General features: G+C 35.8%; 14 protein-coding genes. All 14 read left to right on the forward strand.

Going from position 1 to position 17,163, the window contains the following annotated elements:
- The first annotated feature begins 3 nt into the window (after positions 1-3).
- Complete coding sequence (locus LAQ65_RS12820; protein WP_224117368.1) at positions 4-954, forward strand: glycosyltransferase family 2 protein; 951 nt, start codon at positions 4-6, stop codon at positions 952-954.
- Between the two features lie 12 nt (positions 955-966).
- Entirely contained in the window at positions 967-2,136 is a 1,170-nt protein-coding gene (locus LAQ65_RS12825) for a glycosyltransferase (protein ID WP_224117369.1), read from the forward strand.
- Between the two features lie 63 nt (positions 2,137-2,199).
- On the forward strand, positions 2,200-3,051 hold the full coding sequence (locus LAQ65_RS12830; protein ID WP_224117370.1) for an alpha-1,2-fucosyltransferase: 852 nt from the start codon (positions 2,200-2,202) through the stop codon (positions 3,049-3,051).
- The gene (locus LAQ65_RS12835; RefSeq protein WP_224117371.1) at positions 3,032-3,916 is read left to right on the forward strand and encodes an FkbM family methyltransferase; all 885 of its coding nucleotides are present in this window, start codon (positions 3,032-3,034) and stop codon (positions 3,914-3,916) included. The genes LAQ65_RS12830 and LAQ65_RS12835 overlap by 20 nt, the downstream gene beginning before the upstream one ends.
- Positions 3,917-3,919: 3 nt before the next feature.
- Positions 3,920-4,945 (forward strand): glycosyltransferase family protein, encoded by a 1,026-nt coding sequence (locus LAQ65_RS12840; protein WP_224117372.1) that lies wholly within the window; start codon positions 3,920-3,922, stop codon positions 4,943-4,945.
- Positions 4,887-6,050 (forward strand): glycosyltransferase family protein, encoded by a 1,164-nt coding sequence (locus LAQ65_RS12845; protein WP_224117373.1) that lies wholly within the window; start codon positions 4,887-4,889, stop codon positions 6,048-6,050. The genes LAQ65_RS12840 and LAQ65_RS12845 overlap by 59 nt, the downstream gene beginning before the upstream one ends.
- Before the next feature lie 4 nt (positions 6,051-6,054).
- Positions 6,055-6,918 carry an FkbM family methyltransferase gene (locus tag LAQ65_RS12850; RefSeq protein WP_224117374.1) on the forward strand — a complete coding sequence of 288 codons (864 nt, stop codon included), beginning with the start codon at positions 6,055-6,057 and terminating at the stop codon, positions 6,916-6,918.
- Complete coding sequence (locus LAQ65_RS12855; RefSeq protein WP_224117375.1) at positions 6,915-8,333, forward strand: hypothetical protein; 1,419 nt, start codon at positions 6,915-6,917, stop codon at positions 8,331-8,333. Before LAQ65_RS12850 ends, LAQ65_RS12855 begins: the two co-directional genes overlap by 4 nt.
- A complete protein-coding gene (locus LAQ65_RS12860; RefSeq protein WP_224117376.1) occupies positions 8,287-9,285 on the forward strand; it encodes a glycosyltransferase family 4 protein in 999 nt (332 codons plus the stop codon). The genes LAQ65_RS12855 and LAQ65_RS12860 overlap by 47 nt, the downstream gene beginning before the upstream one ends.
- The gene (gene asnB, locus LAQ65_RS12865; RefSeq protein WP_224117377.1) at positions 9,273-11,117 is read left to right on the forward strand and encodes an asparagine synthase (glutamine-hydrolyzing); all 1,845 of its coding nucleotides are present in this window, start codon (positions 9,273-9,275) and stop codon (positions 11,115-11,117) included. Before LAQ65_RS12860 ends, asnB begins: the two co-directional genes overlap by 13 nt.
- Positions 11,054-13,420, forward strand: a complete 2,367-nt coding sequence (locus LAQ65_RS12870) for a glycoside hydrolase family 55 protein (protein ID WP_224117378.1) — start codon at positions 11,054-11,056, stop codon at positions 13,418-13,420. The genes asnB and LAQ65_RS12870 overlap by 64 nt, the downstream gene beginning before the upstream one ends.
- A complete protein-coding gene (locus LAQ65_RS12875; protein ID WP_224117379.1) occupies positions 13,421-14,557 on the forward strand; it encodes a glycosyltransferase in 1,137 nt (378 codons plus the stop codon).
- 1 nt (position 14,558) lies between these two features.
- Positions 14,559-16,295 carry a carbamoyltransferase family protein gene (locus LAQ65_RS12880; RefSeq protein WP_224117380.1) on the forward strand — a complete coding sequence of 579 codons (1,737 nt, stop codon included), beginning with the start codon at positions 14,559-14,561 and terminating at the stop codon, positions 16,293-16,295.
- Positions 16,296-16,311: 16 nt separating this feature from the next.
- Positions 16,312-17,061: a glycosyltransferase family 2 protein gene (locus LAQ65_RS12885; RefSeq protein WP_224117381.1), complete on the forward strand. Its 750-nt coding sequence runs from the start codon at positions 16,312-16,314 to the stop codon at positions 17,059-17,061.
- Positions 17,062-17,163 lie beyond the last annotated feature (102 nt).

Genomic DNA, 17,163 nt, shown 5'->3' on the forward strand with positions numbered 1-17,163 from the left:
ATTATGCGTAAGCTTGTTTCTGTTATTTTACCCTGTTATAATGCGGGACAATATCTTGACGCTTCAATTCAATCAGTTCTTGATCAATCGTGGCATAATATAGAACTTATTATTGTAGATGATGGTTCTACTGATAATAGTACATTAGTGGTGCGCAAGTACCTCTCTGAAACTGTAAAATTGATAGAGCAGGAGAATAAGGGTGCGTGCGCTGCCAGGAATATAGGATTAAATATATCAAAAGGTGAATTCATTCAATTTTTGGATGCTGATGATATGCTGTCCCCCGGCAAGATTGAAGAACAAATGCTATTGTTGAATAATTTGGATTCCTCGGCAGTTTCGACATGCAAGTGGCAGAAATTTGAAAATCATACTAATATTTATAGTGGCAATGATTTTGCCATTTTTAAAGATTATGATGATCCCGTTAATTTACTAACTGAAATGTGGAATGCTGGTGAAATGATGCAAACCGCAGTATGGTTGACTCCTCGTGCATTATTGCTAAAAGCGGGGAAGTGGGATGAGGCTTTAAAAATAAATCAGGATGGCGAGTATTTTTGCAGGGTATTATTGCATGCAAATCAGGTTTTATTTGCAAATAATGGTAAGGTTTATTATAGGTCGAAAATTAGTGGAAGTATTACAGGAGATCAATCATCTCGGGAAAAAGCAAATTCCTTGTTGAATAGTTATAAATCTTATGCTAAAAATATTTTGGAGGTAAGGGATACCACTGAAATAAGAAGTGCTATAACAAAGCATTTTTATTCATTTGTATATATTTATTATAATCTGTTTCCTGACCTCGTGGAAGAAGCTGCATCATATATAACTCAGTTAGGTGAATTTCCTGCACATCAAATTGGCGGTCAAAGATTTCAAAAATTGACTTCATTATTTGGCTTTTGGGGAGCACTTCGCTTCAGGGAATTCATTAGAAACCGTTGACCAAATAAGACGATGAGAATTATTTATTTTTTGAGCCACCCCATTCAATATTTCACTCCACTCTTACAAAAATTGTCCTGCAATGTTCCTCTCTTTGTATACTATTATTCTGATTCAAGTATACGAGGGGCGCTGGATAAAGGATTTGGGCGGCAAGTTAAATGGGATATTCCATTGTTAGAAGGCTATGATCATAAATTCCTGGCTTCTTTAAGAAATAAATCTGCTCCGGATAACCAGTTTTTTAGTTTAATTAATCCAGGCATTTTCAATGAAATTCGGAAGAGTGATGCAGGTGTTGTGATGGTTAATGGTTGGTCTTATTGTAGTGATTGGCTGGTCATTATTTCTGCAAAACTGTTTGGAAAACGCATCTGGTTAAGGGCCGAAAATCCTTTAAACCAGGAAAAGAACATTAAAGGCGTAAAGAAATTTCTGAAGAAGCTTTTTTTAAAGTATATTTTATTTCGATTCTTTGTGGATAAGGCCCTTTATATTGGTAGTCAAAATAAACTATTTTTCGAATACTATGGTGTAAGAGATATAGATATGGTATACACTCCCTATTCGGTTGATAATTATTATTTTGATCAGGTTTATCAAACTGAAACACCAAGGCTCTCACAACATAAAATTACCCTTAAGTTAACCGGCAAGAAAATTATTTTATTTTCTGGAAAATACATTCCAAAGAAAAGGCCATTGGATCTTATAAAAGCTTTTCATATTGCTAACCAGAAAGATGCAGTATTGATAATGGTTGGTGAAGGGGAATTAAGAAATGAAATGGAGAATTATATTAAGGTTAATAACATTGATAATATAGTTCTGACTGGATTTGTAAATCAACGGGATATCCCGATTTATTACCTGGTAAGCGACATCTTTGTAATGTGCAGCGGTATTGGTGAAACCTGGGGCCTATCGGTCAATGAAGCCATGAATTTTGCCAAACCTGTTATTATTTCAGATACTTGCGGTAGTTCTTATGACCTGGTCAGGAACGAAGTGAACGGTTATGTTTATATGGAAGGCGATATACCTCAATTAAGTATATATATTACAGAGTTACTTGACAATGACAATAAACGGGTTCAAATGGGGCTGGAATCTAAGCGAATTATACAGAATTTTTCAAATGATGTTATTGTGCAGAATATTAAAAATATATTAGAAGCTTAAGTTTTGGCTATAGTATTTTGTAGACTGCCTAAAGCTGGTTTGGGAAATCAAATTTTCCCGTTGATGAAAGCAGCAGTTTTCGCACAATTAAATAGTATGCCTCTTAAGGTATGCGGTTATAATCAGTTTAAAATTGGTGTATACCTCAGGCAGGAAAAATCAAAGCGGAAATATTCGAACTCATTTACTTTTCAGAAGAACCTGCTTTCAGATTTTTTGATCCGGACCGAGCTTAGATTTGCTCAAGGTATTGAGCACGAGCCAAAGGTCGACCGTATGGATGGCAATGCATCAAAAAATTTCCTTTTTGAAGATATCCCCCATTGGGCTGATTATTTCATTAGCCTGAAACCGTATTTGCAGGAAGTTCGGCAATTATTTTATGGCTTATTAACAGAACAGGTTAAGGAAGAACTAAATAAAATTCCACCCCCTATTATTGGTGTTCATATAAGAATGGGGGATTTTCGTTCGGTGAAGTCCGACCAGGAATTCAATACCTCTGGAGCAGTTCGTACCCCCATTAAATATTTTATTGATTCCATACAATCCATTCGTTCTTTTATTGGCCATGATTTGCCAGTAACAGTATTTTCTGATGGCCATGAAAAGGAATTAAATGATCTTCTTGCTTTGTCAAAAGTATCATTGGCTGCGGGGAAAAGGGATATTGTTGATCTCTTGTTATTAAGTAGGAGTAAAATTATTATTACATCTGCCGGTAGTACATTTAGTTATTGGGCTGGCTTTCTTTCCAATGCTGTACTGTTACATCACCCTAAGAAAATACCAGCAAGTATAAGGTCTGAATCATTTAACAGGCAATATTATGAAGGACCTCTATTTGATACTATTGAAGATAATGTTTTATTAAAAAACCTGGAAAGCATCGCTAATGATACAGAAGTTCCGTGAAACTGTAAGACAAATCCCAATAGTTCGCAAAATATTTGGCTATTATATAGCTTCATCGGGGATAGCTGATCGTTTATTTAAGAATTACGTGGTCAATGAAGTTTGGCAAAAACGCATTGATGATGTTTTAGTATGTAAAGACAATGCTTTTATCGAACGGGTAGCTAATGCTGGTACTATCCGAAAGGGGAAGCAAATCATGCACAATGGTTTGTTGATACACTTGGGCAGTTATTATGGACCAGAGGTGTCCCGGATGATTTCTTTAAACAAAGGCGTACATGAGCCCCAGGAAGAACGAGTATTCCAGGAAGTAATCAAGCTTATTCCTGCTGGGGGCGTTATGATTGAATTAGGTGCTTTCTGGAGTTTTTATTCCATGTGGTTTAATTTAAAGGTGCCCGGTGCGAAAAACATTATGGTAGAACCTGATAAATTTAACCTTGGACAAGGAAAACGGAATTTTAGCCTTAATAGAATGAGGGGAACTTTTATTAATGCATTCGTAGGCAGTAAAGCAAGTATTGAAAACGGCACTAGGATCATTTCAGTTGACTCTATAGTTAATGAGTTTAAGCTTGATTTTGTTCACGTTTTACATAGTGATATACAAGGTTTTGAATTAGATATGTTACAAGGTGCCCGGCAGTTATTTACACAACAAAGAGTAGGGTATATTTTTATCTCTACTCATTCCAATGAAGTTCATTATAAATGTAAAGAATTCCTTGAGTCGAACAGTTGTACAATACTATGCAGTGCTGATTGTGGCCAGGCATTTTCAGAAGATGGTTTATTAGTGGCAAGAGGTAACTGGTACCCTGGCCTAGAGCCTATTTCAATTGACTTAAAGCAGCCTGCCTAACTTATGAAGATTTTAGTTGTTGGTTCCAAAGAAGTATATTCTATTGAAAATATATATGTAAGGAATCTACAGGACCTAGGTGCGGATGTTACCCAATTCCCTGCACAAAGTATTTTTTTTAATTACTACCAGCACTCACTTGTCAATAAATTATTATTTAAAGCTGGCATTTCAGGAATATATAAATCAATTAATAATGAATTGCTTGCATTGGCTAAGGCGGGAAAGCCAGATATTATTTGGGTATTTAAGGGAATGGAAATATATCCTAAGACACTTAGGCAATTAAAAGAGAATGCAACTCTTTTGGTTAATTTTAATCCCGATAACCCTTTTATTTTCTCTGGTTCGGGAAGTGGTAATAACAATGTTGGGGCATCAATCGAACATTTTGACCTTCACCTGACTTATAACCTGGATGTTAAGGAAAGATTGGAAGATGAGTATGGCGCGAAAGTTGAAATTTTGCCATTTGGTTTTGAATATTCGAATGATATTCTTTCTGGTTGCTTGCAACAGAAAGAAATCAATAAAGTGTGTTTTTTGGGTAACCCAGATGAATTCAGGGTTTCTTTTATAAAAAAATTAATTGCTTCCGGAATACCTATGGATTTGTATGGCCATGGATGGGATGTATATTTTAAAAAATCTGAGGCAGGTGTTTATAATGCAGTATATGGAACGGAATTTTGGAAAACATTATATCGCTATAGAGTACAGTTAAATTATATGAGGCCACATAACCTCAGGTCCCATAATATGCGAAGTTTTGAAATACCAGGTATTGGTGGTATTATGCTGGCACCGAGGACGCCAGACCATGAATTATATTTTACAGACCATAAAGAGGTTTTTTTATATGATAATATAGAGGATTGTATAGGAACTGCTAAGAAATTATTATCAATGGCTTCTGAAGAGACCGACCAAATCAGGTCATCGGCAAAGAATAGATCCATATCTGAGGCATATGATTATAAAAGCCGGGCAAAATTTGTGCTTAGGTTATTCCAACAAAGGTATGCCTGAAAAATTAACAATTCTGCATTTTCAGCCATTAGAGAAGTATCCGCCTATCATGAATTTGATTGAATACTTATCTGGGCAGCATTTCAATAATATTTTTATTTTGTCGAGGGCCAATAATAAGGCTGGTAAATTTATTTACAAGAATTATAATCCCATTGTTAAAATTAAGCGGTATGGAGGTGAGGTACTGGATTCTTCGAAGTTTGCCAGTTGGCTTGGATATATCTTTTTTTATACGCGAGCTTTTCTGTTTCTGCTTTGGAATCGACCTGCTAAAGTCCTTTATTTTGAAACCATTTCTTCTTTTCCTGTGGTCCTTTATAAAATGTTCATAAACAAAAAGGCGAAGGTTTATATTCACTATCATGAATATACTTCCCCCCCGGAATATGGATCGGGGATGGTGCTAATACGTTATTTTCATAAGCTCGAACGTAAGATCTACCATGAAGCCATCTGGATTTCGCATACAAACCAGTTTAGGCTGAACCTATTTAAAGAGGATGAAAACATTTTGGGTGAAAATTTGAAGGTAATGCCTAATTACCCGCCCCAGAGTTGGCATAAGACGATAGTTAAGAAAAATGAAGCAATAAAAAGAGTCGTTTATGTTGGCGCATTAAGTTTGACAACGATGTATACTCGAGAATTTTCTGAATGGGTCATCAAACAGAGAGGAAAAGTTACATGGGATATTTATTCTGACAATTTTTCTGCTGAAACAGCAGCTTATTTTCGCACCTTAAATACTGAATGGATCAAGTTTAAAGGATCAGTAAATTACAATGAATTGCCGGAGGTATTACGGCATTATGATATTGGTGTTATTTTATATAATGGTCATATACCTAATTATATTTATAATGCCCCTAATAAATTGTTTGAATACTTAGTTTGCGGACTGGATGTTTGGTTTCCTGATGTTATGGTAGGATGTATGGAATATGTAACTCTACCCAATAATAGACCTTGTGTTGCTGCTTTTGATTTTGAGAAACTTGATAAAATAAATTTGTGTACCAATAAGAATGAGGATATGATATCTTATAAAACGTATACATCGGAAGAGATTTATAGTAAACTGTATAAAGAACTAACTACCTGAAAATATGTTAAGCAGAATTTTGAGAATGTTGCCGATTTTCCCTGGAAAGTATAGAATTTCTAAAAAACTGCTAAAGCAATCCACACTTGATCAAAAAAATATTTTGATTAATGGAAAATGGGGTTGTAGTTTTTTGATACCTAACCTAAAAGAGAATATAGGATTTGAGTATTTTGTAAATGGAGTCTATGAAGAGGAAACTATAAAAGAAATTGAATCATTATTACCTAATAATGGAGTCTTATTGGATATAGGGGCTAATATAGGAACAATTGCTATACCTATTTGCAAGAGAAATCCATCCATAACTTGTTTTTGTATCGAAGCATCACCATTTGTATTTGAGTACCTTCAAAAGAATATTGAATTCAATAAACTGGAAAATATTGCAGCTTTTAATCTGGCCATTCACCAGGAAAATGATCAGTATTTGCCTTTTACAACACCTAAGGAAAAATTTGGGAAGGGCTCATATAGTACAGCATTTGCCGGAAAGACACAAGACATTCGAACGATAACTATTGACCGTTTAGTCAACGATTTGATTAAAAAGAGACCGGATCTTATTAAGGTAGATGTTGAAGGATTTGAGTTTCTTGCATTTGCCGGCGGGAAAGAATTACTAAAAAAAGAAGATGCCCCAGTTATTTATTTCGAGTTTGTTGATTGGGCGGAAATTAAAAATGCAAAACTTTTACCAGGGCAGGCCCAGCAACTTCTACTTGATTTTGGTTACCAATTATTTATTGTGCAGGACAAGAAATTGATTCAGATAATGATTCCATTAAAAGAAGGAAGTTGTAATATTTTGGCGATAAAAGAGAATAACCAGAATTTGTTAAGGTCATTTTTTAAACTCACTAGTTGAAATATATTCCATCAATAATTCTGCTTTTCCTTGGCTTTATTGGAGTTTTTATTCAGAATTATAATTTTATTGTAATTACAACTGCATTGTATTTGTTTTTCCTGATTTTAGAAAGGCTAGGGAAAAAAATCATCCTCCTTGAATCAGTTGCCTTTTTATATACCTTGACATGCCTTCTTATTCCGGTATTTGGATATAAGTATTTTACTTATACGAATATATTAGCAAGGATCTGGGTAAAGTATATGCCTGTGAGTAGTGATCGTTATTTCGAGTTTGCAGTGCCTGCGATATGTTTATTTAGTAGTGTATTATTACTACCTATATCCTCAAGTCTTGGTGGAATAGATGAGGGATTATTTACATTAAGGCAAGTACATAAAATTAAAGAGATTATAAAAGGGAAGGAACGATATGGTGCATTTATTGTTTTATATGGGATTTTATTCTATTTCGTATCCGATTATTTACCATCAACTCTTCAGTTTTTTGCTTTATTATTGTTTTTCTCATCTTTTGCAGGAATTTTATATGTTTATTTTTCGCCTGCATTTAGAAGCAAAACCTTGATTTCAATATTCTTTGTATTTTTTATTTTAAATACTACGTTGAATTCAGGGATGTTTACGATTATTATTTACATGGGATTAACCCTGCTTTCTTTTTTTTTATTAGGCAGGAAAATATCTATTTGGAAAAAGTTTATTTTCTTTTTAATTGCTGTGGTTTTGTTTTCCGGTATTCAGAAAACAAAAGTGGCTTATAGAAACTATATTTGGAACAAGGGATATGAAGGAAATAAATTTATGTTATTTGCCAATCTTTTTGTGGAAAGCTTTACTGAAGGTGGCAAAATTGCCGAACCTGATACTTATTTTCCATTATATGTAAGGGCAAATCAGGGTTTTAATATTGCCTTGGTGATGCGTCGTATTCCTACATACAAAGAACATGATCGCGGAGAATATTTATTTAAAACTATTGCTTCATCGGTGGTTCCCAGGTTCCTTTGGCCCGATAAACCAGAAGCTGGAGGTAAGATTAATATGGAATACTATACAGGATCGATAATTTTGGGATATTCAACGAATGTTGGTCCACTTGGAGAAGCATATGGTAGTTTTGGGGTATATGGAGGTGTGATTTTTATGGCTGCTTTAGGTTTTTTTATTAGATGGTTTTATCTTACAATTTTTAAAATCTCGAAAAAATATCCACTTTTAATTTGCTGGTTACCAGTATTGTTTTTTCAGACAGTTTATTCAGGGGAAACAGATACGTTGCAGATTATGAACTCACTTATAAAAACATCCTTATTTATTTGGTTGTTATACAAAAGTTTTCCAACAATATTCCCTAAAAATAGGCATGAAAGTAGCGCTACTCTTCCGAAGGAAGAACTTTCAATTCTTTAGTATTGAAAGAGTTTTTAGCCAGGTAATTTCAGCATTTAGTACTGATATTGATTGGTCAAGGATTGAAATGCCAGCTTACGGAATTTCAACTCGAAATGCTTGGGCATCAATAAAGTTAAGGCTACGCATTAAGTTTGATATTTTCCATGTAACTGGTGATAACCACTACCTGGTTCTTTTCCTTCCTGGTAAGCGTTCGGTATTAACTATACATGATTGTGTATTCCTTCAGCAAAGAGGTATAAAAGGGTGGATTTTAAAGAAAATTTTACTTGACTGGCCAGTAAGAAGAGCTGCTTTAGTTTCAACTATATCGCAGAAGACAAAAGACGAAGTAGTAATGTATTCTGGCTGCAGTGAGCAAAAGGTAAGAGTGATTGCTAATCCTGTTAACCAGTATGTTTATTTTGCGGATCGCGAGTTCCATTCAGAAGTACCCGAAATATTGTTTATAGGCTCAACACCAAATAAAAATTTTGAACGTACGATAAAATCATTGAGTGGCATCAATTGTCGGTTGAATTTAATTGGTAATTATAGCAGTGAGCAGATGGAATTGCTTAAAGAGTACAAAATAAATTATTCTGTAAAATCCAATATTTCAGATATTGAACTGGCCGAAGAATATGTCAACAATGACATCATACTTTTTCCATCACTTTATGAAGGTTTTGGTCTTCCTGTTATCGAAGGTTTTAAAGCAGGTAGAGTGGTAATTACCAGCAATTTATTGCCAATGAAGGAAGTGGCTGAAGGAGCTGCTGTTTTGGTTGATCCTTTTGATGAGAAATCTATTAGATCGGCAGTTAATAAAGTGAAGAATGAAGATGATTATAGAAAGCAGTTGATAGGTCGCGGATTTGAAGTGGTAAAAAAATACAACCCTGACGACATCGCTCAGCAATATATTAAAATGTACAAAGAAATATATCACAATATATGTGCGGAATAGCTGGATATAGTTCTTCAACAAGCAGCGAATCAAGAACTTTTATTGTCAGGAAAATGACAGATGCTATGGCACACCGGGGGCCTAATTCGGATGGTTTTTTTTCCGCTGGAAATATTACGCTTGGGCACAGGAGATTATCTATTATTGATTTATCATCCGCAGCAAATCAGCCATTTTCTGACCAATCTGGAAGATGGACAATAGCATTTAATGGTGAGTTGTTCAATTTTAAACAAGTTAAGTCTGCCCTTAACCATATCAATTTCAAAACAACAAGTGATACAGAGGTGCTTGTTGAAGCTTTGAATTGCTGGGGTATTGATGCCATTCGCAGATTTAAGGGAATGTTTGCTTTAGCTGCATGGGATCATGACACGGCCAAACTATACCTGGTTCGTGATAGGCTAGGAGTTAAACCATTGTACTATTCATTTAAAGGCAAGGAATTATTGTTTGCATCAGAATTGAGAGCTATTATGGCAACAGGTTTATTGGACAGGAGAATATCAAACGCATCTTTGCAGCAATATTTATATTACCAGTCTATTGGCGGTGAGCAAACAATTGTGGAAGACATAAAGCAATTGGCCGCTGGTAACATCCTTGAATTTTCTTCAACTGGCGTAGAAATTAATTCATTTTGGGATATTACTGAACCTGAAGAAAAGTACTCATTTACAAATAAGGCTAACACACAAAAGAAGATTAAAACGCTGCTTTTTGAGTCGGTCGAACAGCGCTTAATTAGTGATGTGCCTTTGGGTGCATTTTTGTCCGGTGGTATTGATTCAAGTGCAGTTGTTGCGGTAATGCGGGAAGTAAGTCAAAGCCGTCCGGTTACATTTAATATTTCATTTGATGAGAAAGAATTTGATGAATCAATATATGCAGATGAAGTAGCTAGAAAATTCTCTACAGAACATCATACAATTAAATTTTCACCAAGCGACTTTTTAAGGGACTTGCCTTCAGCATTAAATGCGATGGATACACCAAGTGGTGATGGAGTAAACACTTATCTTGTTTCAAAAGCTGTTAAAGATGCTGGGCTAACCGTAGCCCTTTCTGGTGTTGGTGGAGATGAATTATTCGCTGGTTATCCTTTTTTTACGCGTTATCTTAAGTTGAAGAAATGGAAACGGCTGTGGAGCAATACGCATTTATTGAGAAAATATGCTTCAAGTATTGTTACAACTGAAAAATGGAAATCTTTATTGAATATTAAACAAACGGATATTGCTTCTGTTTATCCCGTTTTGAGAGAAGTGCTTTCGAAAAACGAAATTATAAAATTGCTAAATTCAAATTCGATTGCTGAAGATCAACTGTTTTTGATTTTAAATGAAAAACTAAAATCAATCTGCAAATTCCCTTCATTAAGCCAGGTCAGCATTGCTGAGTACCTGGGCTATACACAGCAAACTTTATTGAAAGATACTGATCAAATGAGCATGGCAGTTTCCCTTGAAGTCAGGGAGCCGTTTTTTGATCATCAATTAATAGAATATGTTCTTCAAGTTCCAGACGAATGGAAATACCCAGCCTACCCCAAGCAATTATTAGTAGAATCTCTAGGGACTTTATTACCGCAAAATATTGTACATCGTAAAAAACAGGGCTTCACCTTTCCGTGGAAACATTGGCTGAGAAATGAGTTGAAATCATTTGGACAACAAAATATTGATAGTCTTTGTGACCGAAAATATTTTAATGCTGATAGTGTAAGAGCCCAGTGGAATGCATTTCAAACAGGCGATGATTCTACTAAATGGATGAAATTGTGGCTGCTAATACAAATGGAATATTGGTTAACAAAAAATCGAATAACATAAATTTATTGATGCTTAGAATTTTAGGAATAATATTGATTTTATCATGCAATAGTTCGCCGTTGTTTTCACAGGAAGAATTTAATGGGCCCTTCCCTTCCTGGGCAAATGTGAAAACCAGGTTTGGGGCAATAGGAGATGGAAAGCATGATGACACAAGAGCTATTCAGAATGCAATAGATAGTCTAACGGTGGCCCCTATGGGTTTTAATATTGGAAAGGATGCATATTCTGTAGTTTATATACCAGCTGGAACTTATGTGATATCCTCAACTTTATTACTAAAAGGGAAAATCGGTTGTTCTATAATCGGGTTTGATCCTGAAAAAACCAGGATAGTTTGGAAAGGTGGGGATATTGACACTATGCTTCTGGCAAGCGGTAGCGCTTATTTCAAAGTATCCCGGATTTCCTGGGATGCTTCTGGTAAAAAGCAAATGGAATGTATCGGCTTGCATTGGATGGAAAAATGGAAGGATAAGACCTCTATGAGTTTTGCGACGGTCAATATTGAATTTTCGGATTTGAAATTTTTCGGTAAACCAGATTTTGGAATATTTGGTGGAACAGTGGGTGGTGGGGGCGTTAAAGGAACAGGCAGCAATGATTCAGAAGTCACAATCAAAAGATGCTTTTTTTCAGAATGTTCACAAGCTGGAATAAAAATCGCAGGCTATAATGCATTAGATTATTGGATATGGGATTCAAAATTTTTGAACTGTCAAATTGGTGTCTGGAATAATAGTGGCAATTACCATGCATACAAATGTTTGTTTATTAAATCAACTTTTGCGGATTTTATTAATAGGAATAGTTATTACACTTCGGTAAGAGGATGCTTTTCTTTCGAATCGCAGGCATTTTCAGGTGATGATGGATCCAGCTGCAACCCCTTTAAAAGGATTTTTCAGGGGAATAAAGTAATCAGGACCAAAGGCATGCCAATTCAATATTATCATGTTGGCAGGATTACATTATTTGATAATTTGATTACAAAATCACTTGATACACTTCACCCATTTCTGGTTAATCAAAAGAGCTGGTGCCCCGTTTCGTACTCTATGTTATCGATTGGGAATTCTTACGGCTATGCAAAACAACCGCTACGGATTGCCAATGAAGGCGGTAAAATTTTTAGCTATAGCGATCAGTTAATTATAAATAGCATTCCGGATGTTGCAGATTTTGAAAAAAAAATGGCTGTCACACCAACTATTGTAACACGAAAAATATTCGAAGTACCATTTCAGGCAACTACAGAGCAGATTCAAGTTATTATTAACCAAGCTGCAAAAATTAGCGGTAAAAGGCCAATTATACATTTTCCCACAGGTATTTTTAATATAAATAAAACAATCTCCATTCCTGCGGGCTCTGATATGCAATTATGTGGTGACGGATTGTTCAATGCTTCCGTAATAAGGGGTGTAAATGATAGTGCTTTCTTTAGAATCTACGGACCTTCCTATATTACAATGCATGATTTAGAAGTTGGGCAGTTTTCGAGCAAGCAATCTTCAAATTCAATTTTTGTATTTAATAATGTTGATCAGCCAGGTAGTCATGCATTTATTGATGAGGTTTATTCCATAAGTCCGAATACTATTACAATGGACAAGCTGAATTTTCTCCTGGTGCAGAAGACCAATTCTTTTTTTGCAGATGGTGACAGAGTTATTGGTGGTGATCTGGTTTCAAGTGGAAAAGGCAGTGCGGCATTATGGGCATTCGGGGCACAATTTGCAAATGTTTCTGTTGATAACGGAGGTTCATTTATTGCAAAAGACTGTTGGTGGGAGGGAAATCAAAGAGTGCCGGTTGATCTAAAGGGTAAAGGGAATTTAAGTTTGGATGGAATAATGATGGCCCCCTCAAAAGCAGACAGCAATCCAACTATACGAGTAAGTAGTTTTAATGGCCGTGTAAGTATTATGAACGGATATATTCAAGGCGGTCTTCAGATTGATCCCGTAAATGAGCAATTGAAAATGCTGGCTTGGAATCTGCATTTTTATCATAAAATGCAACCAGATAGGTCAATTCCAAGAAATACAAAGGCTAAAATTGCTTTTATGGGTAATACAGTACAATGCTTTATAAAGGGCGATAAACAATGCGAGAATCCGACTTCTGTGGCAGACGTATTAGTAAATATTGAAGATCAGGCAATATTCCTGCCTGAGATGACTGCTGATGATCGATTGGCTATGCCAATTAATATCAAAGGTTACAATAAGGGAGTTTCAAATATCCTTATTTACCGCGTATCAATGGGTAACTCACAATCTGCAATTGTATTCAGGTAAATGAGGAAAAAAATATTGGTTTGCATTGATTGGTTTGATCCTGCCTTTAAGGCTGGTGGTCCAGTTCGATCTTGTGTGAATCTTGTAGAAGCACTAAGTCCAAATTTTGATTTTTATATTTATACAGGTGCAGTTGATCTTGGGGGAAGTGAACCTTTACCCGGAATTCTAACCGACCGATGGGTGCTGCATCATTCTGGTGCCCATGTTTGGTATGCTTCGAATTTATCAAAATCAAGGCCTGTAATTAAAAAGATTTTTCAGGAAATAGAGCCATGCGTTATTTATTTAAATAGTGTATTTTCTAAACGTTTTACTATAGATGTCATACTAGAAGCGCTTAAAATAGGATTTGGAGGTAAAATTTTACTTGCTGCCAGGGGTATGTTAAAACCAAGTGCACTTGCTATCAAGCCTGTTAAGAAAAGAATTTTTCTGCAATTAGCGCGCATAATGCGGATACACGAAAAAATACAATTTCATGCATCGAACCAGGAGGAAGCAGATGAAATAAAATCTGTTTTTCACTCTGCTATTGTAATAGTTATTCCAAACCTGCCTGCAACGATAAGGCAGTCACCATCTTTTCTATCTAAGCATCAGGGCAGTTTAAAAATCGTGCTGGTCGGGCGAATTCACCCGATTAAAAATGTTTTATATGCCATTAGATTACTTCATAATTTGAGCGGCCAAATTCAATTGGATATTATTGGTACGATGGAAGAAGAATATTATTGGAGTCAATGCGTGGAGATCATAGATAAATTACCAGACCATATTATAGTAAATTGGCTGGGTGAGATCAATCCGGGACGATTACCACAGGAAATTGAAAAATATCACTTGTTTCTATTACCTACAAAAGGTGAAAATTACGGACATGCGATCATTGAGGCACTTTCTCTCGGGCGGCCTGTCCTGATTAGTGATCGCACGCCCTGGCGAAATTTGAGTGCGATGGATGCAGGCTGGGATTGTAACCTGGAAAAGCCGGAAGAATTCATAACAGCATTAAAAAAAGCATTATCCTGGGACCAGGAAGCTTTTAATGATTGCTGCCAGCAAGCATTGAATTATGCAATTCGTACAATTGATACGAGACAATTAATTCAGCAATATCAAAACTTATTTAATTAATATGTATATACTTGGACTCAATGCTTATCATGCTGATTCATCAGCTGCAATATTTAAAGATGGTATTATGATTGCTGCTACGGAAGAAGAGCGATTTAGGCGGACCAAGCATTGGGCTGGATTCCCTTCAGAAGCGGTGAAATTTTGTTTAAAAGAAGCCGGCATAACACTTAAAGATTTGGATCATATTGCCATAGGACGCGATCCGAAAGCAAAACTCGGAAGAAAAGTAGCTTATTTGTTGAAAAATCCTGGCGGCGGTTGGAATGCAGTATTAGATCGTTTGAAGAATGCAAAGAAAGTCGCCTCTCTGGAAGATGAATTTTATAAATTAGATCCTACAGTAGCTAAAATTGCGATTAAGAAAAAAATTCACCAGGTTGAACACCACCGGAGTCATCTCGCATCGGCATTTTTCGCATCTCCTTTTCAGGAAGCCGCATTAGTTTCAATTGATGGATCGGGTGATTTTACTACTACTATGATTGGAATCGGGAGAGGGAATCAAATAGAAGTGTTAGATTCTATTGACTTTCCTCATTCTATAGGACTTTTTTATACGGCGTTAACACAGTTATTAGGATTCCCTCATTATGGTGATGAGTACAAAGTGATGGGGTTAGCACCTTATGGTCAGGCACTTTATGTAGAAAAATTAAAACAGATATTGGTATTTAAAGACAATGGTCTTTTTGAATTGGACCTAAAGTATTTTAGATCCGGAAAGAGTGGTATAGTATCCTATGGAGATGATCACATTCCGGTTGTTGCGACTTTGTTTAGTGAGGAAATGGAAAGACTGTTAGGAAACCCCAGGTCTAAAGATGAAGAGCTAACGCAATACCATAAAGACCTGGCTGCATCTGTACAAAGGATTACCGAAGAACTCATTTTTCATATCCTGAGGCATTTGCAAAAAAGAACCGGTTTAAAACAGGTATGCATTGCCGGAGGGGTAGCACAAAATTCGGTTGCCAACGGAAAAATTACCAGGAATACTGATTTTACGGAAGTATATATTCCATCGGCAGGTCATGATGCTGGCATTTCTATGGGATCAGCTTTATATGTAAATCATGTTATTCTTGATCAAACGAGACAACCGCCAATTTGGTCTGCATATACAGGAAGTAAATTTACGAATGAAGAGATAGAAGAATATTTGAAAAGCAGGAAAATTATTTATACCCGATACGAAGATAGTGAGCTTTATGAAGTCGTTGCAAATAAGTTAGTTGATGCAGGTGTTGTAGGTTGGTTTAGTGGCAGAGCCGAGTTTGGACCACGCGCTTTGGGCGGTCGCTCGATTTTAGCTGATCCAAGAAGACTTGATGCGAAAGATTTGCTAAATGCAAAAATTAAACGAAGGGAAAGTTTTCGACCATTCGCTCCTTCCATATTGCAAGAGTATGTGGCAGATTACTTTGAAATTAATGAGCCAGTCCCATTTATGGAGAAAGTATTTCCAATAAAAAAGGAAAAACAAGCAGAAATACCTGCGGTAACACATATAGATGGAACAGGAAGGCTACAGTCAGTTATAAAAGAAGTCGCTCCTCGATATTATCAGCTAATAGATACATTCCGAAAGAAAACTGGTGTGCCGATACTATTGAATACCTCCTTCAATGAAAATGAACCCATTGTAAATTCACCTGAACATGCATTGGAATGTTTTTTGAGGACAAATATGGATATGCTTGTATTGGAGAATTGTGTTATTGAAAGAAAATCCTGATAAGTTGTAATAAATTATGTTGGTTTCAATTATAACAGCGACCTATAATAGTGAATTAACAATCAGGGATACGATCGAAAGCATCGACAAGCAAACCTATAAGGATATAGAGCATATTATTGTTGATGGGTTGTCATCAGATTCTACCTTAGAGATTGTAAAACAATTCCCACGAATTCGTAAAGTTTGTTCTGAAAAGGATGATGGACTTTATTTTGCCATGAATAAAGGTATTTCAATAGCTTCTGGTGAAGTGATAGGCATTTTGAATTCAGATGATCTTTATGCTCATAATAGAGTTATCGAAAAAGTGGTTGATCTTTTTAGGGATCCTCAAGTTCAGGCTGTATATGCAGATTTGGAGTATGTTGAAGCCGGGAACCTTGAAACGGTTATAAGGTATTGGAGATCAGGGGGGTTTAGTTCCCAGAAATTTTACTACGGATGGATGCCCCCCCATCCCACATTTTTTGTACGAAAAGAGTTATATGATATATACGGGGTATTCAATACAAGTTTCAGATCAGCAGCAGACTACGAAATAATGCTAAGATTCCTTGTTCGATATGATATTCCTGCTACATATTTACCTGAGGTAATTGTAAAAATGAGGGCAGGTGGAATAAGTAATGCAGGACTGGCGAATAGATATCGGGCTAACAGAGAAGATAGGCGAGCCTGGCGGGTAAACGGTCTAACTCCCTATTTTTTTACTTTTTTCTTAAAGCCAGTAAGAAAGCTTCCGCAATATCTGATTAAGCAATAAAATATGAATGAAATCTCTCTGACATTTTAAGCCTTTTTAACAATATCTTTATTTTCTTACGTTATTAGTTTTTTTTCTTATAAATATTTGGAGGAGCCATAC

Source organism: Flavihumibacter profundi, assembly GCF_020076305.1.
GTDB lineage: Bacteria > Bacteroidota > Bacteroidia > Chitinophagales > Chitinophagaceae > Flavihumibacter > Flavihumibacter profundi.

Excerpts from the sequence above, each read along its gene's own strand:
- LAQ65_RS12820 (WP_224117368.1), top strand. The coding sequence starts at position 4 with ATGCGTAAGCTTGTTTCTGTTATTTTACCCTGTTATAATGCGGGACAA.
- LAQ65_RS12870 (WP_224117378.1), top strand. The coding sequence starts at position 11,054 with ATGGATGAAATTGTGGCTGCTAATACAAATGGAATATTGGTTAACAAA.
- LAQ65_RS12850 (WP_224117374.1), top strand. The coding sequence starts at position 6,055 with ATGTTAAGCAGAATTTTGAGAATGTTGCCGATTTTCCCTGGAAAGTAT.
- LAQ65_RS12860 (WP_224117376.1), top strand. The coding sequence starts at position 8,287 with ATGAAAGTAGCGCTACTCTTCCGAAGGAAGAACTTTCAATTCTTTAGT.
- LAQ65_RS12885 (WP_224117381.1), top strand. The coding sequence starts at position 16,312 with ATGTTGGTTTCAATTATAACAGCGACCTATAATAGTGAATTAACAATC.
- LAQ65_RS12825 (WP_224117369.1), top strand. The coding sequence starts at position 967 with ATGAGAATTATTTATTTTTTGAGCCACCCCATTCAATATTTCACTCCA.
- LAQ65_RS12880 (WP_224117380.1), top strand. The coding sequence starts at position 14,559 with ATGTATATACTTGGACTCAATGCTTATCATGCTGATTCATCAGCTGCA.
- LAQ65_RS12835 (WP_224117371.1), top strand. The coding sequence starts at position 3,032 with ATGATACAGAAGTTCCGTGAAACTGTAAGACAAATCCCAATAGTTCGC.
- LAQ65_RS12830 (WP_224117370.1), top strand. The coding sequence starts at position 2,200 with ATGAAAGCAGCAGTTTTCGCACAATTAAATAGTATGCCTCTTAAGGTA.
- LAQ65_RS12840 (WP_224117372.1), top strand. The coding sequence starts at position 3,920 with ATGAAGATTTTAGTTGTTGGTTCCAAAGAAGTATATTCTATTGAAAAT.
- asnB (WP_224117377.1), top strand. The coding sequence starts at position 9,273 with ATGTGCGGAATAGCTGGATATAGTTCTTCAACAAGCAGCGAATCAAGA.
- LAQ65_RS12845 (WP_224117373.1), top strand. The coding sequence starts at position 4,887 with ATGATTATAAAAGCCGGGCAAAATTTGTGCTTAGGTTATTCCAACAAA.
- LAQ65_RS12875 (WP_224117379.1), top strand. The coding sequence starts at position 13,421 with ATGAGGAAAAAAATATTGGTTTGCATTGATTGGTTTGATCCTGCCTTT.